Consider the following 25,191-nt stretch of genomic DNA (forward strand, 5'->3'; position numbering starts at 1 on the left):
TGAACGCCGCGATACCACCGGCCGCCTGCGCGTTCGCCACCGCGTGCAGGGCGACGGTCGTCTTCCCGGACGACTCCGGGCCGTAGATCTCAATGATGCGCCCCCGCGGCAGCCCGCCGATGCCGAGCGCGACATCCAGAGCAATCGAACCGGTGGGGATGGCCTGGACCGGCGGCCTGGTGTCGTCCCCCAACCGCATGACCGATCCCTTGCCGAACTGCTTGTCGATCTGCGCCAAGGCGTTATCCAACGCCTTCTCACGGTCGAGTCCTGCCATTGGAGTTACTCCATGCTGAGGTCGTCGAGTCTTGGCCACGAGGATGACGTTAGGCCGTGGGTCCGACAGTTTCGAGAGTCGAGGATGATCTGTGGACAAGTAGCCGCACGTGACGACTCTAGACGAACATGCGTTCGATGACCCGACGACGCGCCGGACGCTGGCTCAGCGCTCCCGCGCCGGCACGTCGAACTCCTCGCACACGGCCCGCCAGACGGTCTTGGCATCGTCACCACGGGCCAGGGCCACCTCGACCGTCGCGCCACCGAGACCGGGCAGCACATGATCACGCGCAAACGACTCCGCGTACGCGGAACCGAACCGTGTGTTCATCTTCGCCCAGAACTCGGTCAACCGCACTTCGCCAGTGTGCACCGTCCGGACGGGACGGGACCACCCAAGGGGGTCCTGGTCGGGGATCCCCACCGGGGGTCCCCGGTGGGGATCCCCGGTGGCGGGAAGCACGACCGGGTCGAGGCCGGGCCCCACGGCGGGCCCGGCATGAACCACACCGGCGGAAGGTTGTCGGTCCCTCGACGCAGACTGGTCAACGTGCCCAGCTTCGCTTCCCCCGATCCACCGGATCCGCTCACGGCGTTCTCCGCCCCGACCCGGAGCTGGTTCGGCGCGGCCTTCACCGCCGCGACCCCCGCCCAGCGGGGCGCGTGGGAGGCGATTCGCACCGGCGGCAACGCGCTGGTCGTCGCACCCACGGGTTCGGGGAAGACGCTGGCCGCCTTCCTGTGGTCGCTGGACACCCTGGCCCGCTCGGCGCCGCCGGCCGAGCCCACCCGGCGCTGCCGGGTGCTGTACGTCAGCCCACTCAAGGCGCTGGCCGTCGACGTCGAGCGGAACCTGCGGGCACCGCTCGCGGGGATACGCTCCGCCGCGCAACGGCTCGGTCTGCCCCAGCCGGACGTGACCGTGGGTCTGCGGTCGGGCGACACCCCCGCCGCCGAACGACGCGGTTTCGGCACCCGGCCCCCCGACGTCCTGATCACCACCCCGGAGTCGCTCTTCCTCATCCTCACCAGTGCCGCGCGGGAGTCGCTGCGCGGCGTCCGGACAGTGATCGTCGACGAGGTCCACGCGGTGGCGGGCACCAAGCGCGGCGCCCACCTCACGCTGAGCCTGGAGCGTCTGGACGCTCTGCTGGACACCCCGGCCCAGCGGATCGGCCTGTCCGCCACGGTGCGGCCGGTCGAGGAGGTCGCCCGATTCCTGGGCGGAACGGCCCCGGTGGCGGTAGTCCGCCCGCCCGCGGCCAAGACCCTCCAGATCGACGTCGTGGTGCCGGTCGAGGACATGACCCAGCTCGGCGGACAGCTCCTCGACGGGTCCCCGGACGGCTCGGCGGCCTCCGCCCCGCACCGAGCGTCGATCTGGCCGGCGGTCGAGCAGCGTGTCCTCGACTTGGTGTTGGCTCATTCCGCCAGCATCGTCTTCGCCAACTCGCGCCGGCTCGCGGAGCGGCTCTGCGCCCGGCTGAACGAGCTGTACGCCGAGCGGCTCGCCGCGGCCACCGCCGCGGACGAATCCGTGGCCGGGGACGGGCCGGGGGAAGCCGGCCGGACGTCCCCCGCGGCGTTGATGGGCGCCTCGGGCCAAGGCGGCGGCACGGCGGGCTGGCCGGAGATCGCGCGGGCCCACCACGGCAGCGTGAGCCGCGAGCAACGGGCCGGAATCGAGGAGGATCTCAAGGCTGGCCGGCTGCCCGCGGTCGTCGCGACCTCCAGCCTGGAACTCGGCATCGACATGGGAGCCGTCGACCTGGTCGTGCAGATCGGGTCCCCGCCGAGTGTCGCCGCCGGGATGCAGCGCACCGGCCGCGCGGGCCACCAGGTCGGCGCCGCCAGTCGCGGCGTCATCATCCCGAAGCATCGCAGCGACCTGCTCGAATGTGCCGTGGTCGCCGAGCGGATGCGCTCGGGGGCGATCGAGCGGCTGCGGTACCCGCGCAACCCCCTCGACGTGCTGGCGCAGCAGATCGTGGCAATGACGGCGATGGAGGACTGGCACGTTGACGAGCTCGGCGCGCTGGTCCGGCGCACCGCGACGTTCGCGACGCTGCCAACCTCCGCCTTCGAGGCGGTCCTGGACATGCTCGCCGGCCGCTACCCCTCCGGCACGTTCACCGAGCTGCGCCCCCGCATCACCTGGGACCGCGTCACCGGGATCCTCACCGCCCGCCCGGGCGCCCAGCGGCTCGCCGTGACCAGCGGAGGCACCATTCCCGACCGGGGCATGTTCGGCGTCTTCCTCGTCGGGGAGCGCTCCAGCCGGGTCGGGGAACTCGACGAGGAGATGGTCTACGAGTCGCGGGTCGGCGACGTGGTGCTCCTCGGCTCATCCAGCTGGCGCATCGAGGAGATCACCGCCGACCGGGTCCTGGTGACGCCGGCTCCGGGACGGCCCGGCCGGCTCCCCTTCTGGCATGGCGACGCCCCAGGCCGACCCGCCGAACTCGGCCGCGCGCTCGGCGCGTTCCTGCGCGAGATCACCAGGTTGCCAGCGCAGGCGGCGGCCGACCGCGTCCGGGCCGCCGGCCTCGACGATCGGGCCACCGCCAACCTGCTGCGCTACCTCGACGAGCAGAAGGCGGCCGTCGGCCGTCTCGGTGACGATCGGACGATCGTCGTGGAGCGTTTCCGGGACGAGATCGGCGACTGGCGACTGGCGGTGCACTCCCCGTTCGGTGCTCCGGTGAACGCGCCCTGGGCGCTCGCCCTGGGCGCCCGGCTGCGCGAGCGGTACGGGGTCGACGTCCAGATCATGCACACCGACGACGGCATCGTCGCCCGGATCCCGGACGCCGCCGAGCCGCCCGGCGCCGATCTCGCGCTGTTCGAGCCGGACGAGATCGACGCGATCGTACGGGCGGAGATCGGGAGCAGCGCCCTGTTCGCCAGCCGGTTCCGCGAGTGTGCCGGGCGGGCCCTGCTGCTGCCCCGCCGGACCCCGGGGCGGCGGACCCCGCTGTGGCAGCAGCGCCAGCGCAGCGCAGCGCTGCTGTCCGTCGCCGCGACGTTCGCCAGCTTCCCCGTCGTGCTGGAGACCATGCGAGAGTGCCTGCAGGACGTGTTCGACGTTCCGGCGCTCGCGGAGCTGATGCGCGAGGTGTCGGCCCGCACGCTGCGGGTGGTGGAGGTGGAGACGCCGTCCCCGTCTCCGTTCGCCTCCGCCCTGCTGTTCGGCTACGTCGCCGCCTTCATGTACGACGGGGACGTACCGCTGGCCGAACGCCGGGCTCAGGTGCTGTCGCTGGACAGCTCCTTGCTGGCCGAGCTCCTCGGCGAGGCGGACCTGCGGGAGCTGATCGATCCAGCGGCGCTCGCGCAGGTCGCCGCCCAGCTCACGCGGCTCGCCCCGGACCGCCACGCCCGCGATGTCGAGGGAGTGGCCGACCTGCTGCGAATGCTCGGTGACCTCACGACCGAGGAGGCGGTCGCCCGGGGTGCCACCCCGGGCTGGCTCGCCGAGCTCGAACAGACCCGCCGGGCCCTGCGGGTCCGTATCGCCGGCGAGGAGCGGTGGGTCGCGATCGAGGACGCCGGCCGGCTGCGCGACGCCCTGGGCGTACCGCTACCGGTGGGAGTTCCCGACGCCTTCACCGAACCGGTGCGTGACCCTCTCGGAGACCTGATCTCCCGCTATGCCCGTACCCACGGACCGTTCGACACCGAGGAACCGGCCGCCCGGCTGGGGCTGGGCACGGCGGTGGTCGCCGGTGTCCTGGACGGGCTGGTCCGCAGCGGCCGCCTCGTCCGCGGTGAGCTGCATCCCGACCGCGGCGGTGAGCAGTGGTGCGACGCGGGCGTGCTGCGGGCGCTGCGACGACGCAGCCTGGCCGCCCTGCGCAAGGAGGTCGAGGCGGTGCCGCCCCGGGCCCTCGGTGCCTTCCTGCCGGCCTGGCAGTCGGTCACCAGCGGACGTGGCCGGGGGGTGGACGGTGTGCTGCGCGCCGTCGAGCAGCTGCAGGGCGCGCTGATCCCGGCAAGCGCGTGGGAACAGCTCGTTCTCCCGGCCCGCGTCGCCGACTACTCACCGACGATGCTCGACGAGCTGTGCTCCGCCGGCGAGGTGCACTGGGCTGGCGCCGGCGGGCTGCCCGGGGACGACGGCTGGTTGACCCTGGTCCTCGCCGACACCGCGCCCCTGCTGCTGCCTCCGCCCGACCCGGAGATCGCCTCGGGTCCGCTGCACACCGCGATTCTCGACGCGCTCACCGGCGGGGCGGCCCTGTTCTTCCGGGCGCTGTCCGACCGGATGGGCTCGCTCGACGACACGGCGCTCGCCACCGCGCTCTGGGATCTCGTCTGGGCGGGGCGGGTAACCAACGACACCCTCGCCCCGCTGCGTGCCCTGCTGGGTTCCGCCGGCCGTCCGTACCGTGCCCCCCGTCCCCGGGCGGCACGGTACGGACGGCCGGCGATGCCGCGGCGGGCCGGCCCCCCGACGGCCGCCGGCCGCTGGTCGTTGCTGCCCGAGCGGGACACCGACCCGACCCGGCGCGCCCACGCGCTGGCCGAGGCGCTGCTCGAGCGCCACGGCATCGTCACCCGCGGCGCGGTGACCAGCGAGCGGCACCCGGGCGGGTTCGCCGGGGTCTACCGGGTCCTCAGCGCCTTCGAGGACGCCGGCCGCGCCCGCCGGGGCTACTTCGTCGAGTCCCTGGGCGCGGCCCAGTTCGCCGTCCCGGGAGCGGTCGATCGGCTGCGCTCCATCGCCGCGGCACAGCGGGACGCCGAGGCGGCCCCGGCCTGGGCGCAGCCGGCGGCCGGCCCACCGAGCTCATCGTCCGCGCAGGCCGTCGTCCTGGCCGCGGCCGATCCGGCCAACCCGTTCGGTGCCGCGCTGCCCTGGCCGACCCGACCGGGGGATGACGCGGACGGCGCCGCCGGCCACCGGCCGGGGCGCAAGGCGGGCGCGACGGTCGTCATCATCGACGGGGAACTCATCCTCTACGTGGAACGCGGGGGCCGTTCCCTGCTGTCATGGACCGAGGACGACCATCGGGTGGCCCCGGCGGTGGAGGCGTTGGCCCGCGCCGTGCGGGACGGCCTGCTCGGCAGGCTCACGGTGGAGAAGGCGGACGGCCAGACGATCGTCGGCAGCACCCTGGGTGCCGCCCTGGAGCGCGCCGGTTTCCACCCGACCCCGCGGGGCCTGCGGCTGCGGAGCATCAGTTCCGAGAGCATCAGTTCCGAGAGAAGGAAATAAGACGGGCACGTCCGCGGGTGAACGCTCCCTCGGCCGCCTTGAGACTGATCTCCAGATCCGCGGCCGCCTCCCGGGTACTCTTCCCGGCCGCCCGAGCCATGATCACCTCACGCTCCCGGCCCTGCAGTCCCCCGGCCCGGGCCAGCAGCCAGCGGGCTTCCGCACGGTCACAGACGGCGTCGTCCGGGGCCGGCTCCCACGGCTGCAGATAGCCGCGCACGACCGCCCGCTCCGCACGCTGACGAGCTCTATGGTGATCAACGCAGAGACGTAGCACCGTCGTCGTCAGAAACTGTCCGACCCGGCTCGCGTCGAGATCCCGAAATCCGGCGGCGCGGATGAATGCCTCGTGTACGCAGTCCTCCGCGTCGGCCTTGCTCGGCAACCGCCTACGGGCTATGTGGATGAGCCGATCACGGTGCGGGAGCATCAGCGACCAGCGCTGCTGGCTGTATGGCCGGTCCAGCTCGACCACGGGCGCAGCGGATACAAAATCAACCGAGGGCGTGTCCCCGGCAGGGCATGTCACGGTTTGCTCCACCTGTCATGCTCAGACCGCGCCACCCCCCAGCACGATCGCCTACCTTCCCGGAGCGCGCCAGCACCGAGAACCGCGATGTGCCTTGGTCAGTTGGACCCGCTGCTTGCCAGAACAGCGGACTAGGACAAGGCGGACATTACCATCCGCTCCCGGGTAGGCCAGCAGCGGCATATCCCGGTGGGCGACGTACCCGCCCGATCGATACGCACCGTGTTATCGCCTGGCCGTGACCCGAGCTTATCGCGAGCCGCATTGGCGCCATCAACCGGTCAGTACACCGCCAAAACGGGCGAGATAATGACGTTCTGCTTCGTAAGCTCTTATGGAGCCACTCGCCCACGGTCACTGTGGGTACACGAAGGAACTGGGCGGAACGTCTCGACGACCTACCCGATGGCGCTACCCGGTCTGGTACACGACGCCTGATACACGACACGAGGTACGACAGCCCGTCCCCGCTGTCGGGTGTCATCGAAGATTTTAGTATGACATCCTATTTTCGGCCTAGATTTCAATAGGAAGCCAAAGGTTTTAGTAGCTGACCCGGTTTGGTGACGGCACGGCACGGCGCGGTGCAGGCCCGGAGCGGGAGCCGTTCAGGTGCGACTGCGTGGGTATCCGGTGGGGTATCGCGGGAGCGTGCTGCCCACGCCGCCACCGGGGATCTCCGAGCGCGACGAGCGGCTGCTGGTGCTGGCCTGGCAGGCGATGGCCGACCGCACCCGCGAGATCATCCTGACCGACGACGTGATCGGCGAGCTGACCGGCGAAACGTTTGACGACCGGTACATCCCCGCCGCACGTAGAGTTGTCCGCCCGCATCCACGCCGCCACCACCCAAGCACTGGATCGGGGCGACTTCCTGCTCACCGTCGCGCCCGCCTGCTCCGCCGGCACCCTCACCAGCCGGTTCACCCCGACGGCCACCGGGCACTGCCCGCCGCCACCGCCGGGGCGCTGCGGGTGCAGATGTCCTTCGGGCCGCTGTACCCGCACGCGGAGAACGCCTGCCGCGTCCCGGCCTACCTCGACCACGTGCTCCCGCTGGGCGAACACCGCCAGCCCGGCGACGACAGCCTGCTCACGATGGACGACCTGGCCATCACCGCGACCCGCGACCGGCTGCACCTGGTCAGCATCTCGCGTCGTCAGGTGGTTGAGCCGCAGGTGTTCCACGCGCTCGCACTGGACGAACAGCCCCCGCCGCTGGCCCGGTTCCTGGCGCACCTGCCACGGGCGTTCTCCGCCGCCTGGTACCAGTTCGATTGGGGACCGCGCGTCCGGCTGCCGTTCCTGCCACGGGTGCGCTACCGGCGCACCGTCCTGTCCCCGGCCAGTGGCGGCTTGCCCCCGACGACCTCCCACCCGGCCAGGCCGGTCCCGGCCAGTGGAGGCAGGTACTCGACCGGTGGCGGCGCCGCTGGGACTGCCCTGACGTGGTCGAGCTCCGCGACGCGGACCGCACGCTGCGCCTCACCCTCAACGAGCCCGCCCACGCCACCCTCCTGCACGCCCACCTCAAACGGCACGGCCAGGCGATCCTGTACGCGGCCACACCGGCGGCCGACTACGGGTGGATCGACGGCCACGCCCACGAAATCGCGCTGCCCCTGGTCACCACCTGCCCCGCTGAACCCGGCCCGCTGCACGGCCTCCCACCCGTCGTGACGAACACACACGGGCACCTGCCCGGCGCCCCGGACGCCACCTGGCTCTCGGCGAAGCTGTTCACCCATCCCGAACGGATCGGCGAGATCGTCGCCGAGGCGCTTCCCGGCCTGCTGGCCACGCTCGACACACCCGCGTGCTGGTGGCTGCGATACCGCAGCCGACAGGAGACGGACCACCTGCGCCTGCGGCTGCGCACTACCCCCGACTGTTACGCGCAGTACTCGAACGCGGTCGGGGAGTGGGCGCAGCGGATGCGCCAAGCAGGACTGGCCGGGCGGCTGGTGATCGACACCTACTCCCCGGAAGTCGGCCGCTACGGGCACGGCGAGGCACCGGACGCCGCGGAGAACGTCTTCGCCGCCGACGCCGCCACCATGGCCGCCCTGCTGCGGCACCAGCCCACCACCGAGGTCGACCTCGGGCTGGTGGTGGCGAACATGGTAGGCATCGTCAGCGGGTTCTTCGGCGATCCCAACGAGGCGATGGACTGGCTGGCCGCCCGCCCGGCCCCGGCTGCCGCTGCGGCCCTCGACCGGGCGGTGGCCGAGCGAGCGACCCGGCTCGTCACCGACCCGGCCGGGCTGTGGTCGCTGTCCGGCTGGACCGTCGACATCGGGCCGGCGTGGGACAACCGCGCCGACGCGCTGGCCAGCTACCACAAGGCGCTGCCACCGGAGGCGAACACCGACGTGGTGCTGGAGTCGCTGCTGCACACGCACCACAACCGGGCCGTCGGCATCAACCGGGACAGCGAACGCACCTGCTGCCGCCTGGCCCGGCAAGCCGCGCTCACCTGGCGAGCCCGCCGTAGCGGTGGTGCCCGGTGACCTACACCGACCCGTACACGCCACCGCCCGAGCACCATCCCGCACCCGGCTGGGTCAATCCCTGGCAGACGGGGCCGCCGGGCTGGCGCTGCTGCACATCGCCTATGCCCGCGCCGGGATCGGCGACTGGGCCACCGCCCACCAATGGGTCAAGGCTATGACCGCCGAACCCGTGGCCGCGGACACGGGCGCCGGCCTGTACCGGGGCGCCCCGGCGGTCGCGTTCGTGCTGCGCACCGCCGGCCAGCCCGTCCACACCGGCGTACTGCACACCCTCGACGAGCACATCGCCGCGATCACTTGCACCCGCCTGGAGGCAGCGCACGAGCGGATCGACCGCGGCGAACTGCCCGCGCTGCGGGAGTTCGACCTGATCAACGGGCTGACCGGACTCGGCGTCTGCCTGCTTCAGGCCGTCCACGCCGACCCACGCCGACCCGCGCCACCCCGGCGGCGACTTGCTACGCGACGTACTGACCTACCTGGTCCGGCTGACCGGCCGGACCACCGTCGACGGGGCCACACTGCCCGGCTGGTGGACCGCGAATGGGCCGTCCGACCAGCCCGACCCTTGGTGGCCCGGCGGCCACGCCAACCTCGGCATGGCGCACGGCATCGCGGGACCGCTGGCGCTGCTGTCCTCCGCCATGATCGGCGGCATCACCGTGCCCGGACAGGCCGACGCGATCGGACTCACCGACTGGTTCCTCAACTCCTGGCGCTGCGGCTCGGTGATCAGCCCCTGGTGGCCCGGCATGATCTCCGCCCGCGAATGGGTCAACGCCGCCGCCGACCAGCCGGGTCCGCAACGCCCGTCCTGGTGCTACGGTGCCCCCGGCCTGGCCCGCGCCCGCCACCTGACCGCCCAGGCACTGGACACCCCGAACAGGGTGGCCGACGCCAAGGCCACGCTCGTCGCGTGTCTCACCGACGAGGCTCAACTCGCCCAACTCGGCGACGACTCGCTGTGCCACGGCTGGGCCGGGCTGGTGCACGTCTCCCGCCGGATGCTCGCCGACACCGAACCCGGCGGCGAATTCGCCGAGGTCCTGTCCCGGTTGGAACACCGCTGGCGTCACCGCCGCACCCAGGCGGCCCGAAAACTATCGGAGGTGAGGGGGATGCTGGAAGGCGACGCCGGAATCGCGCTCACCGATCTGCCGCCGGGCACCGGATGGGACGCCTGCCTGCTCACCGTCCCGCCCGCGGCCGGACCAACGCACTCGCCCGTATCCGCAAGTACACACACGGAAGGAACCGGATGACCAACGCCACCAGCACCCGCCCCGAGGACCTGCGCGAGCAGATGATCAGCAACATCCGCACCGCTGGTCACCTGCGCTCCGAGCGCATCGAGCAGGCGTTTCGGGCCGTTCCCCGGCACCGGTTCGTTCCCGCAGCCTCGGTCGAGGAGGCGTACGCCAACAAGGCGATCACCATCAGGCCCGGCGCAGACCGGCCCGCCAGTTGCATCTCCGTGCCGACCGTGGTGGCGATGATGCTCGGTCAGCTCGACCCGCAGCCCGGCGACCGCGTGCTGGAGATCGGGGCCGGGACCGGATACAGCGCCGCCCTGCTCGCCGAACTCGTCGGCGACGGCGGCAGTGTCACCACCATCGACATCCACCCCGACGTTACCGACCACGCCCGCCGCACCCTGGCCGAGACCAGCTACGACCGAGTGCGGGTGGTCACCGGCGACGGCGCCATCGGCGACGCGGACCACGCCCCCTACGACAAGATCATCGTTACGGTCGGGCCGTGGGACCTGCCCCCGGCCTGGTTCGACCAACTCGCCCCCGGCGGTACGCTCGTGGTCCCGCTGCACTGGCGGGGCCAGGCCCGCAGTGTCGCCTTCGCCCGTCAGGACACCCATCTCCGGGCGGAAAGCAGCCAGCTCTGCGGGTTCATTCCCATGATCGGTATCGTGTCGACCGGCGAGCAGACCGGCACGATCACTGACAACGTGGACCTGTACTGGGATGCCGACCAGAACATCGCCCCGGCAGCCCTGCACGAGGTGTTCACTGGACCCGAGACCACCGCGTGGTCCGGCGCCTCCGTCGTCGCCAACGAGCCGTTTGACCACATCTGGCTGTGGCTGACCGCCACCTCACCCGGCACCTGCCGCATCGCAGCCGAAGACGAGGCCATCGAGTCCGGGATCTGCCGCCCCGCGTTCACCTACCGCACCCCCGCGATCGTCGAGGGCGACTCCCTGGCGTACCTCACCAAGCCCCGCCCCGTCGACCATCCCGGCCCGGACGGCGAACGCCGCTACGAACTCGGCGCCACCGGCCACGGCCCCGCCGCCGCCCAGCTCGCCAAGCGGCTGGTCGAGCAGATTCGCCGCTTCGACCGCGACCGCACCGCCCAGCCCGTCATCACCGCCTATCCTGCCGGAACGGCCGACGGGACCCTGCCCACCGGCGTGGTTATCGACAAGCGCCACGTCCGCATGGTCGCCACGCCCTGACCGGTCACCGCGCCGACGGCCCCCAGCATCGAGAACGTGGTGACCACGTCTGGCTGACCACGTCTGGCTGAGCAGCCTCCTGAATCGCGGATTCGTCTGAACCCCGCACCAGCTACGACTGCACCGGAGTCCGCGCCGAATACGGCGGTCCGCACTGTCAACACCTCAGCGGCCGCTGTCTGGACACCTTCATCACCAGATTTCCCTGTCCAGCTCAGCGCAGGTCCTTACTGAAATCTTCGCTGGCAACCGACACCCGGGATCACCGTCGACATCCGCGATCAACCGGAAATTTCACGCAGTGCGGCAGCGTAGCCACGCAGAGCCTCGATCTGCTGGGTCAGTCGGGCCAGGTCCGGCGAAGACGCGACCACCGTGCCCACGACCTCGCTGGCCGCTGCCAGCAGGTCGTCCAGAGTGGCCACCGACGCCGACATTTCGGCCACCAGGTCCTTCCTCGTCGCCAGGATCTCGGCTCGTCGAGCGGGATACGTCACCGCTCGGGCCGCCCTTTCACACGCGACGACCCGCATGGCGGTGACCCGCAGCCCGTCCACCAGATCGGCGGCGCCGGCCACGGCCGCCCGCACCGGGCCGCGGGCGGCACCGGGAGCAAGCGTCCGGGCCATCGCGACGAGCGCCGCCAGACCCGCCTCGCCACGGCGCAACGGCTCGGCGGCCGCCGAGTGCCGCAACGCCCAGGGAGGCGGAGCGGGAGCGCTCGGCAGGGCGAACCCGCGGTCCTCCCGCCGGATCACGGCCGTCTCCCAGCCGGCGAGACCCGCCCTGATGACCGCCGCACCGCCCACGACCAGCCAACCCCAGCCGTCCACGACGGCGGCGACCGGCGTCACCGCGGCCACGGCGATCCATCCGAAGGCGGTCACCGCCGCCCGACGACGCGCCCACCGGACGCCACGCCCGGCGCGCCGTTCGGTCCGCAGCAACGACCGGCGTTCGACATCGGCACGCACCCAGTCCGGCAACGCCGGCCGCAGTGCCCCGCCCGGCGCCCCGTCCCAACCCGGCCAGCCGGTCACGGCCGGTCCGCCTTCCGACTCACGGCGTCCCACCGCCGGTGGGCTTGGCCGCGGAATCGGGCGACGCCGCGGAATCGGGCGACGCCGCGGAACCAGGCGACGCCGCGGAACCAGGCGACGCCGCGGAACCAGGCGACGCCGCGGAACCAGGCGACGCCGCGGAACCAGGCGACGCCGCGGAACCAGGCGCGCCAGCGGGAAGCTGGCCCCCGGCCGCCATGTCACCGCGCAACTCGGCGAGGCGGGAGGAGGCCCGGGCGTCCATGGTCGCGCGCCGCACCTCGATCATCCGCGCCTCCATCCCCTGGGAGGCGAGCTCGTGGCGCCCGAGAGCGACCGCGTAGCGCTGCTCGACCTTGTCGCGGATCTCCCCGAGGGTGGGCGTGTCCCCCGCCGGGGCGAGCGAGGACATCCCCTCCATCGCCTTGGTCATCTGCTCCTGCATGGCGGCGTGCTCGATCTGTGTCAGCAGGCGGGCACGCTCGGCGAGATGGCGTTGCATCCGCACGGTGTTGTCCTCGACCGCGGTGCGGGCCTGCTGGGCGGACGCGGCGGCCTGGCGGTGCAGGTTCTTCAGGTCCTCCAGCGATGCTTCCGCCGAGACCAGCTGGCTGGCGAATGCCTGGGCCGTCTCCTCGTACCCAGCCGCGGTGACCAGGTCGCCGGCCGCTCGCGCGTTGTCAGCCAGCAGCAACGAGGAGCGGGCGGACTCGGTGAGGTTCGCGACCTCGTCCACCTGGCGTGCCATGCGCATCTCCAGCTGACGCTGGTTACCCACGACGAGCGCCGCCTGCTGGACCAGCGCCTCGTGCTGCTGCCGGGCCTCCATGATGGCCTGGTCGATCTGCACCCGCGGGTCAGCCTTCTCGTCGAACTTCCGGTTCGCCGAGGCCGACAGATAGCGGTAGATCTTGCGGACGACATTCGCCATACATCGATCGTCGCACGCCGGAGCCGCGGCGGTTACCCCGCGGCGGGCTCAGACGGGCGGCTGCAGCGCCGTGCGGCCGCGTCCCGCGCAGACCAGACACGTCCGGCAGGCCGGCACAAAGCCGCCGCGCATGGTGGCGAAGACCACCAGCAGCTCGCCCAATCCGTTGCAGCTCTTGCACACCTGGACCAGCCGGCACTCCGACCAGCCGTCGTCGTCCTCCGGCCACGCGGGGGTATTCACGTGATCTTCTTTCCCTGCGGGCCATGCCCGGGAGTCCGCCCGGGAACGACGATCGACACCAACCTGCGCCACGAGAACTATCTCGGGAGAGTCGCGGAGGGGTCCGCCATCCGCCACCAGACAACCCTTTTCGGGGGAGGGCCCTTTCGGGGAGGGCAAACCGCCCCCGGCGCGGGACTCACACCATCGCCTGGAACATCCAGTGCTGCTCCTCCAGGTCGTGGACGATCTCGATGATCAGGTTCTGGGTGACCGGGTCGGCCTTCTCGGTCGCGTCCATGCGGGTACGCATCCTCGTGACCACCCCGGCGAGGACCTCGGTTGTCTGCCGGATCACCTTCTCATCCGGGATGTACCCCACCTCCACTCCCGGCAGGTGGGTGCTTCGGGCGACCGTCGAGGACTGACCGTCCGGGTTGACCCCGATCGCGACGGCACGTTCGGCGGTGGCGTCCGCGTAACGACGCGCCAGATCGACAACCTCGTCGAGTTGGCGATGCACACTACGGAAGGTGCGCCCGGTGACGTTCCAGTGCAGCTGCTTGGCGGACAGGGACAGGTCGATCAGGTCGATCAACGTGCCCTGGAGGGCCTCACCGGTGACACTTCGTGCCCCGTCGGACAGCGGGCTGCGGATGGCACTCATACTCGACCTCTCTCACGCCGGAGACATCTGCTCCCTGCGGCGTGCCCCGTGAAGAGATCCGTATGCGACCAGAACACCCGACGTCCAGAACACCCCGACGTCCAGCACAGCCCGACGTCCAGCACAGCCCGACATCGCGAACGAGACACACATCGAGACCTACCTCATCGGGACCTACATCATGAACGGAGCGCACGTCATGAACGGAGCAGACCCCGAACGTGAACGGGACAGCCGACGTGGCAGGGCACCGGAAGACGCCGGACGCGCAACTCAGGCCGCCCGGTCGACGACCGCGGCGCGGGCGGGAACCACCACGGTGGGCGCGCCGACCCGCGCGGCCACCGCCAGTTCGGCGAGTTCGAGATCCTCACTCACCTCGCGCAGCAGGTCCGCGAGCCGTACTCCCAGTGCGTCACAGATGGCGGCGAGCAACTCGGAGCTGGCCTCCTTCTGCCCACGCTCGACTTCCGAGAGGTAGCCGAGCGACACCCGTGCCGCCGACGACACCTCCCGAAGCGTGCGGTGCTGATCCTGACGGCGGCGGCGCAACGCCTCGCCGAGCATGCGTCGGAGCAGGACCATCGAGCCTCCTCCTTCGTCCGCGGGATGCGTTCACCGTATACCCACCGCCGCGACCATCGGGCCCTCGTTGACGGGACTGTAACTGTGTAAGCACCTCAGGTCCGGTGATTGGTCTCGCGCATCAGGGTGCGCCGTCTCCGGTTGTGGTCATCTCGCTGTTCGGCAGCCCGGCGAGCATCCGACGCACCAGGTCCAGCGCGGACACCACCGCGTAGGTGCGGATGCGCGGCCGGTCCCCGGGCAGCCGTACCGACCGGGTGACGGTGCCGTCCGGTCCGGCCAGGCCGATATGCAGCGTTCCGACCGGTTTGTCCTCCTGCGGCTGCGGGCCCGCGACTCCCGTGGTGGCCAACCCGTAGGTGGCACCCAGCCGGGACCGGACCCCCGCCGCCATCGCGGCGGCCGTCCTCGACGACACCGCGCCCTCGGCGGCCAACAGACCCTCGTCGACACCGAGCGCCGATGCCTTGACCTCCGTGGCGTAGGAGACGATGCCGCCACGGAACGCGGCGCTCGCACCGGGGACGTCGGTCAGCCGCCCGGCGAGCAGCCCCCCGGTGATGGACTCCGCGACGGCCAGCGTCGCCGACCGCTGGACGAGCAGCCCCAGGACCACGCCTTCGAGGGAGTCGTCCGCACCGCCGTACACCCCGGCGCCCAGTGCGGTCCGGGCCGCGGTCTCCACCGGTGCGATCAGCATCTCGGCCTCGGCCCGATCCCGGGCCCGGGCCGTGATACGCACCCGGGTCTGGCCACCGCTGGCCAGGAACGCGATGCGCGGATTGCCGATCCGGGCAAGCCGGTCGACCTCGTCCGCGAGGGCCTCGGCGACGGCCGACTCCCACATGCCCGCCGTGCGCAGCACCCGGTGGACGACCACCGCGGGCTGCCCGGCCCGGCGCAGGATGTCGGGCAGCACGCTGGCGGTGAACATGCCGTTCATCTCGAACGGCACACCGGGCATCGCGTAGACGACGCCAGTCCCGATCTCCACCCGTATCCCCGGGGCTGTTCCGGTGCCGTTCGGCAGCGGTTGTGCCCCCTCGGGCAGGTCCGCCTGTCGGTAGTTCATCTGGGGCACGCGCCGGCCACCGTCACCGCGGCCCATGTCCCGGAACCGTCGCCGCAGCATCGACTCCAGGAAGTCGTCCCGGCGCAGGCCGACGCCGGCCGCGGCGGCGATGCCCTCGCGGGTCAGGTCGTCCTGGGTGGGACCGAGCCCTCCGGTCATGATGACGACGTCAGCCCGGTCCAGTGCCACCCGGATCGCCGTGGCGATCATGTCGATGTCGTCACCGACGACCGTCGACGTCGTGACGGTCACTCCGACATCGGCCAGCTGCCGACCCAACCAGGCCGCGTTGCCGTTGACGATGTCGCCGTAGAGAAGTTCGTCCCCCACCGCCAGCAGCTCAGCGCGCATCGGTCCGCCCCTCCGTCTTCCTGATGGTCGGTCCGGCCGCCGTCGACGGGCCGGACCCGGCCGGCCCCGCCATCCGGTGGCGCGCCGAGGGGCCGGTGCCGGGCGAGAGGCCGGTGGATGGTGCGCCCCTCGGCGGGGTGACATCGCCGGGATCCCGCGAGGCCCGCCGCCGCAGCGTGAGAGCTCGACAGACGTAATCGATCCCGGTGACCATGGCGACCACCACGCCGGCCGCGAGAATCACGGCCCGGCTCGTGGCGGCAACGCCCGCCAGCGGAAGCACGTAGAGACCGATCGCGACGTTCAGCAGCAGGGTCTTGGCCTTGCCCCCACGGCTCGCCGCGATCACCCCGAAGCGGATCACCCACAAGCGCAGGAGGGTGACGCCGACCTCCCGCAGGAGGATCAGTGCGGTGACCGGCCAGGGCAGCTCGCCGAGCACGGACAGCGAGATCAACGCGGCACCGGTCAGTGCCTTGTCGGCGATCGGATCGACCAGGATGCCGAAGTCGGTGACGAGGTGCCAGCGGCGGGCGATGGAGCCGTCGATCTGGTCGGTCACCGCAGCCACCGCATAGGCGCCGAAGGCGGCGTACCGCCAGGTGTGCCCGTCGGGCCCGGCGAACAGGAAGGGCACGAAGACCGGCACCAACACCAGCCGCGCGATCGTCAGCAGGTTGGCGACGTTGACCACCGGGGCCGCGGGGACCACCGGGGCAGAAACGGGCTCCGCGGGGAGCTGCGACGGCCCTTCGCCGCGCTCCCCCTGGCGTCGGCGCCCGACGCCGTCACGTCCCATCCGCGACGCCCCGGCCCACGAGGGCCGCCGCCCGATCCGGCGTCGGCCGCGCGACCGCGGCCGTGAGACGGGCCCGATCGAGCACCGCGGTGAACTCCGCGATCAGATCGACACCCTCGGTGGCGACCACCCGGGCCTCGACGAGATCCCCCACCCCGAGGAGCTCCGGCCCGTCATCCGCCGCGCCGCCCGGGGACAGTCGCACGACGCACCCGCCGTCGACCTCCGCCTGCTGGTGGGCGGCGCAGCCGGTGGCCAGACCACCGGCGACCTCCTCCACCAGGACCTGTACCCGGGAGCCGATCCGCGCGTCCGCCCGGGCGGCGGTCAGCTGCTCGACGAGGTCGGTGACGCGTACCCGGCGGCGCTCGATCAGCTCATCGGGGATCTTGTCCGTCAGCCCGGCGGCCTCGGTGCCCTCCTCGTCGGAGTAGCCGAACACGCCGACGGCGTCGAGCTCGGCGGCCTCGAGGAACTCCGCGAGGATGTCGACATCCTCGGGGGTCTCCCCCGGGAACCCGACGATGACGTTGGATCGCGCCCCCAGGTCGGGCGCCAGCGCGCGGGCGCGGGCGAGCAGGTCGAGGAAGTGCCCACTGCCGCCGAAGCGGCGCATCCGGCGCAGCACCGGCGGGCTCGCGTGCTGGAAGGACAGATCGAGATAGGGCGCGAGGCCCGGAGTGGTCAGCAGCACCTCGAGCAGCGACGGACGCATCTCGGCGGGCTGCAGGTAGACCGTGCGCACCCGGACAATGCCCGACACCGCCGCGAGTTGCGGCAGCAGCTTCTCCAGCGCACGCAGATCCCCGAGGTCCTTGCCGTAGGAGGTGGAGTTCTCGCTGACCAGGACCAGCTCGCGGGCACCCTGACCGGCCAGCCATTCGGCCTCGGCGAGCACGTCGTCGGGTGACCGCGAGACGTGGGAGCCGCGGAACGACGGGATCGCGCAGAAGGCGCAGCGCCGGTCACAGCCGCTGGAGATCTTCAGGACGGCGACCGGCCCGGTCGTTAACCGCCGGCGCAGCGGAACGGCTCCGGTGGACACCGCGCCCGGCGGGAGAGCGGGGGCGGCCCGGTCCAGCGGGGTGATCGGCAGCATCGTCCGCCGGTCACGCGGGGAGTGCGCGGGCACCGGGGTACCGGCCAGCACGGCCGCGAGGTGCGTGGCGATGTTCGGATAGGCATCGAATCCGAGGACCGCGTCCGCCTCGGGCAGACTCTCGGCGAGCTCGGTTCCGTAACGCTCGGCCAGGCAGCCCACGGCCACCACCGCGCGCGGACCCGGACCGGCGCCGTCCGCGGGACCGGATGGAGCGCCACCGGCCCGCAGGTTGTCCGCCGCAAGCAGAGCGTCGATGGAGTCCTTCTTCGCCGCGTCGACGAATCCGCAGGTGTTGACGAGCACGGCGTCGGCATCGGCGGCGTCGGAGACGAGCTCCCACCCGTCCGCGCCAAGCCGGGCGGCCAGCTCCTCCGAATCCACCTCGTTCCGGGAACAACCGAGCGTGATCAGAGCTACCCGGCGATGGAGGCGTGTGGACACCAGGTCAGGCTACCGGGACCGGCGCGGGCGTTGGCGCGGCCACGAGACCGCTACGCTGTTCGTCGCCGACCTCGCAGGCGCCGGAGGCTGCGGCGCTCACCCGGATCGTCACGACCTGCCCGAGCCCGCCCGGCGCCCCGAGGCTCCTGCCGTTGCACGACACATCGACCGCACCGGCATTGCCCGCCCTGATGTGCAGGGCCCCCGACGCCGTCACCGTCCGGCTGTCGCCGGACTGCAGGAGCTGGGAGAGCAGGACATGCTCGGCGTCGTCGCGCACCTCCAGCCAGCTCTGCGCGTCGCGTACCGTCAGGACGACGTTCACCCCTGCCTGCGCGGGCGTGGTCACGGTGGGAGCGGCCGGGCTCGTCGAGACCGGCGGGACGCTCACGGTCGGAGTGAGCCCCACGGCCCCGCCCGGCCCCGGCGTGGCCCTGTCGTCCGAGGAACCGGAGGAACCTGGCAGCAGCAACGCGAGAGCCGCGATGACGCACACCACGACCAGCGAAACGATCATTGCCGGCCCCCACCGGAACCCGCCGCGCAGCCGGCGGGACCCCCCGCGCAGCGGATCGAACTCGGCCGAGGGGATAATCATCAATGGGCCGGTCTGGTGCTCGTGCGAGGCGTCGTAAGCCGCCAGCACCCGCCCGGGATCGAGCCCGAGGGTGGTGGCGATGCTGCGCAGATGCCCACGGGCATACACCGTGCCGCCGCACTGCGAGAAGTCGTCCCGCTCGATCTGATCGATCAGACCCGCCCTGACCCGGGTGCGCTCGCTGACCTGGGAGACCGTGAGACCGCGGTCACGCCGCGCCGCGGCCAGGATGGACCCGACGCTGTCCCGCGGCTGCGGATCGTCCGCGGACTGCATGAGCGAACCTCCGCAACCGTCTTTTCCGCCTACCGTGGGCGCGAGGCCTTCAGTTTACGGTGCGCCCCCCGGCGCTGAAAGCGGGGACATTCCGCCGGAGGCTTCCTCATCCGTTACGCAGGGTTGTGAGCAAACCCTCCAACTCGTCCGGCATGACCAGCACGTCACGCGCCTTCGATCCCTCACTTGCGCCGACGATGCCCCGGCTCTCCATCAGGTCCATCAGCCGCCCGGCCTTCGCGAACCCGACCCGCAGCTTGCGCTGCAACATCGAGGTGGAGCCGAACTGCGTGCTCACCACGAGCTCGACGGCCTGCAGGAAGAGCTGTAGATCGTCTCCGATCTCCTCGTCGATCTCCTTCCTGGCCTCGCCGCCGGCGTCGAACACGTCCTCCCGGAACGCCGCCGGCGCCTGTTCCTTCGTGTGGTCGACGATGGCCGCGATCTCGTCCTCGGAAACGAAGGCACCCTGGATACGGGCGGGTTTACCCGCTCCCATCGGCAGGAAGAGCGCGTCCCCCAGGCCGACGAGCTTCTCCGCGCCGGCCTGGTCGAGGATCGTCCGGCTGTCCGCCAACGACGCCGTCGCGAAGGCGAGCCGGGACGGCACGTTCGCCTTGATCAGGCCGGTCACCACGTCGACGGAGGGCCGCTGGGTGGCGAGCACCAGGTGGATGCCCACCGCCCGGGCCATGGCGGTGATCCGGCAGATGGCGTCCTCGACGTCGCGCGGCGCCACCATCATCAGGTCGGCGAGCTCGTCGACGATGGCCAGGATGTAGGGGTAGGGCACGTAGACACGTTCGGATCCCGGCGGGGCGGCGATCTCGCCGTTGCGCACTTTGCGGTTGAAGTCGTCGACGTGACGCACCCCGCACGCGGCCAGGTCCTCGTACCGGTTCTCCATCTCCTTCACGACCCATTGCAGCGCATCGGCCGCCTTTTTGGGATTCGTGATGATCGGCGTGATCAGATGGGGAATACCCTGATAGTTCGTCAGCTCGACCCGCTTGGGGTCCACCAGCACCATGCGCACCTGGTCAGGGGTGGCCCGGGCCAGCACCGAGGTGATGAGGGTGTTGATACACGTCGACTTGCCGGCTCCGGTCGCCCCGGCGATGAGGATGTGCGGCATCTTGGCCAGGTTGGCGAGCACGTAGCCGCCCTCGATGTCCTTGCCGAGACCGACAACCAGCGGATGCGGGTTACCGATCGCCTCCCCGCTGCGCAGGACGTCGCCGAGCGACACCAACTCCCGGTCGGTGTTGGGAATCTCGATACCGACCGCGCTCTTGCCCGGGATCGGACTGATGATCCGCACGTCCGGGCTCTTCACCGCGTACGCGATGTTCTTCGTGAGCTGGATGATCCGCTCGACCTTGACCGCGGCACCGAGCTCGACCTCGTAGCGGGTCACCGTCGGTCCCCGGGTGAAGCCGGTGACCTGGGCGTCCACTTTGAACTGGGCGAACACGTCGGTCAGCGAGGCGATCACCCCGTCGGTCGCGGCCGAGCGGACCTTGGGCGGCGTACCGGAACGCAGCAGGGTCGGCGACGGCAGCCGGTAGTCACCATCGGTCGGGGGGACCAGATGCTCGATCTCACCGCCGAAGTCCGCGGAACCCGGACCGGGGACGCCGGTCGCGGTGTCCGCCGCACCCGCGGTCACCCGGGCTGTCCGGGCCCGGGCCCTGCGCTGCGGACCGGGTGCGGCCCCCGCTACCGGTTCCCCGCCACCGGCGGCCGCACCGCCCGGATCGGGGGCCGTGGTCACGTAGCCGGTGTCCGCCTCCGGGCCGGCGAGCTCACCGAACAGGTCGAGGGCGAGATCCCCGGCGGGACCGGCGGCATCGGCGGGGCCGGCGGCATCGAAGACCTCGCCATCACCCGGGGACGTTCCCCCAGGCGGGGTCGCCCGACCACCGCGCCGACGCCGACCCCGACCCGCCCCGGCCGCCCCGGCTGCGAGCAGGCCGTCGGACAGCTCCGAATCGTCCTCGGGGTCGTCGCGGAAGTCCACGTCCGCGTCGTACTCGCCGGCATCCCGAGCGGGACCGCGCACCCCGATGGTGAGTCGATCGACGAGTTCACCGAGCCGCTCGGGCACCTGGCGGACAGGGGTCGCCGTGATGACGAGAACGCCGAAGAACGTCAGCAGCAGCAACAGCGGAACGGCGACGTACGGCGTCACCGCGCTCGCCAGCGGGAGGCCACCGAGCAGCCCGACGACGCCACCGGCCGCCCGCATCCGGGCGACGCCGTCCGAGAAGTCGGGCAGGCCACGGGCGATGTGCACCATGCCGAGCAGACCGACGGCGACCGCCGTCCACCCGATCACCACCCGGCCCCGGCTATCCGGATCGGTCGGGGACCGGACCAGCCGCCACGCGGCGCCCAGGCCGAACAGCGGCAGTGCCCAGGCACCGGCGCCAACCAGCAGCTCCAGGATCGCGGCCACGTACCTCCCCAGCGGCCCGGCGGCGGAGAACCACACCGAGGCGCCGGCCAGGATCGCCCCGCCGAACGCGGTCAGGCCGAGCCCGTCACGCCGGTGCCCTGGATCGATGTGCAGCTCACGGGCGCCCCGGCCGGCCCGGCGCAGCATGGTGCCCAGCGCCGTCGCCGCGCCCATCCACAGCCGGTAGACGCTCTTGACGACTGTCTGGCCGATCAGCAGCGACAGCGGGGGACGGCTCGCCCGCGCCGGTGGACGGGCCGGTCTCCTACCGCGGCCGGCCGCGCGGGAGCTGCCCGACCGGCCAGCCGCCGTCGATGCGCGTGCCTTGCCGCCCTGACCGCCGCCTCGCGAGGTACCTTCACCCCGCGAGGTGCCTTGACGCCCACCACCGCCCCTCGGCCGGGACGTGGCCGTCTCCGTCTGCGCACGCGTCCGCGCGCCACTGGTCCGTGTGGCCACCGTCGAAACGGTACACACGAGCGTGCCCGAGTACTGGCAACCCCGACGAACCGGGCGCGCCGCAACGCCTCAGACCTCGAGAACCACCGGAACGATCATCGGACGGCGCCGGTAGTTCTCGTTGACCCAGCGACCGACCGTACGCCGAACGAGCTGCTGCAGGGCCGTCAGATCGTTCATCCCGGTGCGCATCGCGTCCACCAGCCCGTCGCTGACCAGTTTGGAGACGGAGTCGAAGGCGCCCGGCGCATCGGAGAAGCCGCGGGCGGAGAGATCCGGGCCGACGATGACCTTGCCCGCTGCGGCGTCCACCACGACGGTGATCGTGATGAAACCCTCCTCGCCGAGGATCCGGCGGTCCTTCAGGCTCGGCTCACCGACGTCCCCGACCGCGGCGCCGTCGACGTAGACATAGCCGCAGGGAACAACGCCGGTGATCCGCGCCCGGCCGTCGAGCAGGTCGATGACCATGCCGTCCTCGGCGAGCACCACGTGGTCCGGGGGCACCCCGGTCGCCTCGGCGAGCTTGGCATGGGCCCGCAGGTGCCGCCATTCGCCGTGGACCGGCATGACGTTGGACGGCCTGGTGGCGTTCAGGACGTAGAGCAACTCGCCCGCCGGGGCGTGACCCGAGGTGTGCACCTTCGCCACGCCCTTGTGAACGACCTTGGCGCCGTAGCGGGCCAGCCCGTTGATCACTCGGAACACCGCGTTCTCGTTGCCGGGGATGAGGCTGGAAGCGAGCACGACCGTGTCGCCGGCCTGGATGCGGATCTGGTGATCCCGGTTGGCCATCCGGGACAGGGCCGAGAGCGGCTCCCCCTGGGAGCCCGTGGAGATCAGGCAGATGTTGCGGTCCGGCAGCGCGTCCACGTCCCGGGCGTCGACAATCAGACCCGGTGGCACCCGCAGCAACCCGAGGTCGCGGGCCACTCCCATGTTGCGGACCATCGACCTGCCCACGAAGCAGACCGACCGACCGTGCTCCTCGGCCGCGTCGAGCACCTGCTGCACCCGGTGCACATGGCTGGCGAAGCAGGCGATGATGATCCGGCGGGTCGCCTCGCGGAAGACTCCGTCGAGCACCGGGGCGATCTCCCGCTCGGAGGTGACGAACCCGGGCACCTCGGCGTTGGTCGAGTCGGACAGCAGCAGGTCCACACCCTCGCGGCCGAGCCGCGCGAAGCCCCCCAGGTCGGTCAGCCGGCCGTCGAGCGGCAGCTGGTCCATCTTGAAGTCGCCGGTGTGCAGGACGAGCCCGGCCTCGGTGCGGATGGCCACGGCCACGGCGTCCGGGATGGAGTGGTTGACCGCGAAGAACTCGCACTCGAACGGCCCGAAGGCGTGCCGCTCCTCCTCCCGGATCTCCTGAGTGACCGCCTTGACGCGGTGCTCGGCGAGCTTCGCGTTCATCAGCGCCAGGGTGAGCCGGGTGCCGATCAGCGGGATGTCACGCCGTTCCCGCAGCAGGTAGGGCACCGCCCCGATGTGATCCTCGTGTGCGTGGGTGAGGATCACCGCCTCGATGTCGTCGAGGCGATCCCGGATGGCGGTGAAGTCGGGCAGGATCAGGTCGATCCCCGGCTGGACGTCCTCCGGGAACAACACCCCGCAGTCCACGATCAGCAGCCGGCCGGCGTGTTCGAAGACGGTCATGTTGCGACCGATCTCCCCGACCCCACCGAGCGGGATGATCCGCAGGCCGTCCGCGCGCAGCGGCGGCGGCGGGCCGAGGTCGGGATGCGGATGGCTCATGAGACCTCACCCGCCGCGGCGACGGCCAGCCCGACGGACGACCCGGACCCGGACGACCCGGACCCGGACGAGGCGCCGCCGGGCGCGCCCCGCCCCCCGGCCGCGACGCCGCCGGGCGCGCCCGGCGGCCCGGCGGCGTCGAGGACCGCCTCGGCGAGGTCCGCCCGCAGCCGCGCGACCTCAGCGGGAGTGGCGTCCACCAACGGTGGCCGGACCGGCCCCGCGGGCAGCCCGGCCAGCCGCAGCGCGGCTTTGGCCAGGATCACGCCCTGGGTGCGGAACATTCCTTCGTACGCGGGCAGCAAGCCCTGATGCAGCGCGATCGCCCGACCCACCTCACCGGCCCCGAAGGCCTCGATCATGGCACGGATCGCGGGTGCGGCCACGTGCCCGACAACACTGATGACTCCGCATGCCCCGATGGACAGCAACGGCAGGTTGAGCGCGTCGGTGCCGGAGTAATACGCCAGACCGGTCCGCGCCAGCACCCAGGAGGATGCGGGCAGATCGTCCTTAGCGTCCTTGACCGCGACGATACGCGGGTGTTCGGCCAACCGCACCAAAGTCTCCGACGCCACCGGAACCCCGGTCCGGCCGGGGATGTCGTAGACGACGACCGGTAGCCCGGTCGCCTCGGCGACGGTGACGAAATGCCGCAGCAACCCGGCCTGCGGTGGCTTGTTGTAGTAGGGCGTCACGACGAGCAGACCGTGCGCGCCCGCGGCTTCGGCGGCCCGCGCCAGTTCCACGCTGTGCGCGGTGTCACTCGTCCCGACACCGGAGATCACGCGGGCACGGCTTCCCACGGCCTCGACGACGACCCGCACCAAGCGGTCCTTCTCCTCGTCGGTGGTCGTCGGAGACTCCCCGGTGGTGCCGTTGACCACGAGCCCGTCGTTGCCGGCGTCCACCAGACGGCTCGCGAGCTGCGCGGCACCCGCCTCATCGAGACCGCCGTCCGCCCGGAACGGCGTGACCATCGCTGTGATCACGCGCCCGAACGGCGCCGGCGGCAACATTGACATACCGGTCACGCTAGACGGCACCTCCGACATCACCTCGGCGACCGACGTCACCCGCCGGACCGCCGAACCTCCACGTTCACTCCTCCGACACCGCCGGGCCGGCACCGGTCCATCCTCCGCCCACGCCGCCTTTCCCGCTCCGCCGGCCCGAGCCGGGCCTGCCCACAAGCACCACCGGCGACCGGCGCGAGACCCGCGGGGGCGCCGGGCCACCACACGCGGATACCATCCGCCCAGCCCGGGGACGGCGCACCGCGCGCTGTCGGGCACCGCGACGGGGTCTGACGCCGATCGGACCCCGCCGTCACCGAATGGAGACGGATCGCGACCGGCCGGGCCCCGCTCGGGGACGACGGGACGACCGGCGGAGAGGACACCGGACCGCACCGCACCGGACC

19 protein-coding genes and 2 pseudogenes are annotated in these 25,191 nt (G+C 71.8%); 6 read left to right on the forward strand and 15 right to left on the reverse strand.

Annotation, left to right across the window (positions count from 1 at the left end; all coding sequences use genetic code 11):
• Together AC08OO_RS00040 and AC08OO_RS00045 are read right to left on the reverse strand one after the other, a co-directional pair.
• A pseudogene (locus AC08OO_RS00040) lies at positions 1-277 on the reverse strand (recombinase RecA); the annotation flags it as partial.
• Positions 278-442: 165 nt separating this feature from the next.
• On the reverse strand, positions 443-637 hold the full coding sequence (locus tag AC08OO_RS00045) for a DUF3046 domain-containing protein (RefSeq protein WP_011437904.1): 195 nt from the start codon (positions 635-637) through the stop codon (positions 443-445).
• A 141-nt stretch (positions 638-778) separates the two neighbouring features.
• Here AC08OO_RS00045 and AC08OO_RS00050 point away from each other — a divergent pair, with 141 nt between their 5' ends.
• The gene (locus AC08OO_RS00050; protein ID WP_476610223.1) at positions 779-5,497 is read left to right on the forward strand and encodes an ATP-dependent helicase; all 4,719 of its coding nucleotides are present in this window, start codon (positions 779-781) and stop codon (positions 5,495-5,497) included.
• On the opposite strand, the gene AC08OO_RS00055 is transcribed toward AC08OO_RS00050, so the two are convergent.
• On the reverse strand, positions 5,475-6,026 hold the full coding sequence (locus AC08OO_RS00055; protein ID WP_011437906.1) for an RNA polymerase sigma factor: 552 nt from the start codon (positions 6,024-6,026) through the stop codon (positions 5,475-5,477). The two genes, AC08OO_RS00050 and AC08OO_RS00055, sit on opposite strands and share 23 nt — an antisense overlap.
• Before the next feature lie 820 nt (positions 6,027-6,846).
• Here AC08OO_RS00055 and AC08OO_RS00060 point away from each other — a divergent pair.
• From AC08OO_RS00060 to fxlM, 5 genes and pseudogenes are all read left to right on the forward strand, one after another.
• Positions 6,847-7,473 (forward strand): hypothetical protein, encoded by a 627-nt coding sequence (locus AC08OO_RS00060; RefSeq protein ID WP_476618118.1) that lies wholly within the window; start codon positions 6,847-6,849, stop codon positions 7,471-7,473.
• Between the two features lies 1 nt (position 7,474).
• Positions 7,475-8,536 carry a thiopeptide-type bacteriocin biosynthesis protein gene (locus tag AC08OO_RS00065; RefSeq protein ID WP_476610215.1) on the forward strand — a complete coding sequence of 354 codons (1,062 nt, stop codon included), beginning with the start codon at positions 7,475-7,477 and terminating at the stop codon, positions 8,534-8,536.
• Positions 8,526-8,891: pseudogene (locus AC08OO_RS00070) on the forward strand (lanthionine synthetase); the annotation flags it as partial. The gene AC08OO_RS00065 and the pseudogene AC08OO_RS00070, both read left to right, overlap by 11 nt.
• Positions 8,892-8,994: 103 nt before the next feature.
• Positions 8,995-9,801, forward strand: a complete 807-nt coding sequence (locus tag AC08OO_RS00075) for a lanthionine synthetase C family protein (protein ID WP_476610222.1) — start codon at positions 8,995-8,997, stop codon at positions 9,799-9,801.
• Entirely contained in the window at positions 9,798-11,012 is a 1,215-nt protein-coding gene (fxlM, locus tag AC08OO_RS00080) for a methyltransferase, FxLD system (protein ID WP_476610221.1), read from the forward strand. Before AC08OO_RS00075 ends, fxlM begins: the two co-directional genes overlap by 4 nt.
• A 281-nt stretch (positions 11,013-11,293) precedes the next feature.
• Here the strand turns inward: fxlM and pspM are convergent, their stop codons facing one another.
• The 12 genes from pspM to dapA form a co-directional block, all read right to left on the reverse strand.
• Entirely contained in the window at positions 11,294-12,052 is a 759-nt protein-coding gene (gene pspM, locus AC08OO_RS00085) for a phage shock envelope stress response protein PspM (protein WP_476610214.1), read from the reverse strand.
• A 19-nt stretch (positions 12,053-12,071) separates the two neighbouring features.
• The gene (locus tag AC08OO_RS00090; RefSeq protein WP_476610213.1) at positions 12,072-12,983 is read right to left on the reverse strand and encodes a PspA/IM30 family protein; all 912 of its coding nucleotides are present in this window, start codon (positions 12,981-12,983) and stop codon (positions 12,072-12,074) included.
• 48 nt (positions 12,984-13,031) lie between these two features.
• Entirely contained in the window at positions 13,032-13,226 is a 195-nt protein-coding gene (locus AC08OO_RS00095; protein ID WP_023840200.1) for a hypothetical protein, read from the reverse strand.
• Between the two features lie 178 nt (positions 13,227-13,404).
• The gene (locus AC08OO_RS00100) at positions 13,405-13,872 is read right to left on the reverse strand and encodes a Dps family protein (protein ID WP_011437912.1); all 468 of its coding nucleotides are present in this window, start codon (positions 13,870-13,872) and stop codon (positions 13,405-13,407) included.
• Between the two features lie 273 nt (positions 13,873-14,145).
• The gene (locus tag AC08OO_RS00105) at positions 14,146-14,457 is read right to left on the reverse strand and encodes a helix-turn-helix domain-containing protein (protein WP_011437913.1); all 312 of its coding nucleotides are present in this window, start codon (positions 14,455-14,457) and stop codon (positions 14,146-14,148) included.
• Between the two features lie 121 nt (positions 14,458-14,578).
• Entirely contained in the window at positions 14,579-15,880 is a 1,302-nt protein-coding gene (locus AC08OO_RS00110; protein WP_476610212.1) for a competence/damage-inducible protein A, read from the reverse strand.
• Positions 15,870-16,679, reverse strand: a complete 810-nt coding sequence (locus tag AC08OO_RS00115) for a CDP-alcohol phosphatidyltransferase family protein (protein ID WP_476610211.1) — start codon at positions 16,677-16,679, stop codon at positions 15,870-15,872. The genes AC08OO_RS00110 and AC08OO_RS00115 overlap by 11 nt, the downstream gene beginning before the upstream one ends.
• Positions 16,669-18,222 carry a MiaB/RimO family radical SAM methylthiotransferase gene (locus AC08OO_RS00120; protein WP_476610210.1) on the reverse strand — a complete coding sequence of 518 codons (1,554 nt, stop codon included), beginning with the start codon at positions 18,220-18,222 and terminating at the stop codon, positions 16,669-16,671. The genes AC08OO_RS00115 and AC08OO_RS00120 overlap by 11 nt, the downstream gene beginning before the upstream one ends.
• A 4-nt stretch (positions 18,223-18,226) precedes the next feature.
• Positions 18,227-19,096 carry a helix-turn-helix domain-containing protein gene (locus tag AC08OO_RS00125; protein ID WP_476618119.1) on the reverse strand — a complete coding sequence of 290 codons (870 nt, stop codon included), beginning with the start codon at positions 19,094-19,096 and terminating at the stop codon, positions 18,227-18,229.
• A gap of 106 nt (positions 19,097-19,202) precedes the next feature.
• Entirely contained in the window at positions 19,203-22,013 is a 2,811-nt protein-coding gene (locus AC08OO_RS00130; protein WP_476618120.1) for an FtsK/SpoIIIE family DNA translocase, read from the reverse strand.
• A 69-nt stretch (positions 22,014-22,082) separates the two neighbouring features.
• Positions 22,083-23,768, reverse strand: a complete 1,686-nt coding sequence (locus AC08OO_RS00135) for a ribonuclease J (protein ID WP_476609124.1) — start codon at positions 23,766-23,768, stop codon at positions 22,083-22,085.
• The gene (gene dapA, locus AC08OO_RS00140) at positions 23,765-24,823 is read right to left on the reverse strand and encodes a 4-hydroxy-tetrahydrodipicolinate synthase (protein WP_476618131.1); all 1,059 of its coding nucleotides are present in this window, start codon (positions 24,821-24,823) and stop codon (positions 23,765-23,767) included. Before dapA ends, AC08OO_RS00135 begins: the two co-directional genes overlap by 4 nt.
• Positions 24,824-25,191 lie beyond the last annotated feature (368 nt).

This window comes from Frankia sp. CeCAU1, assembly GCF_977971845.1.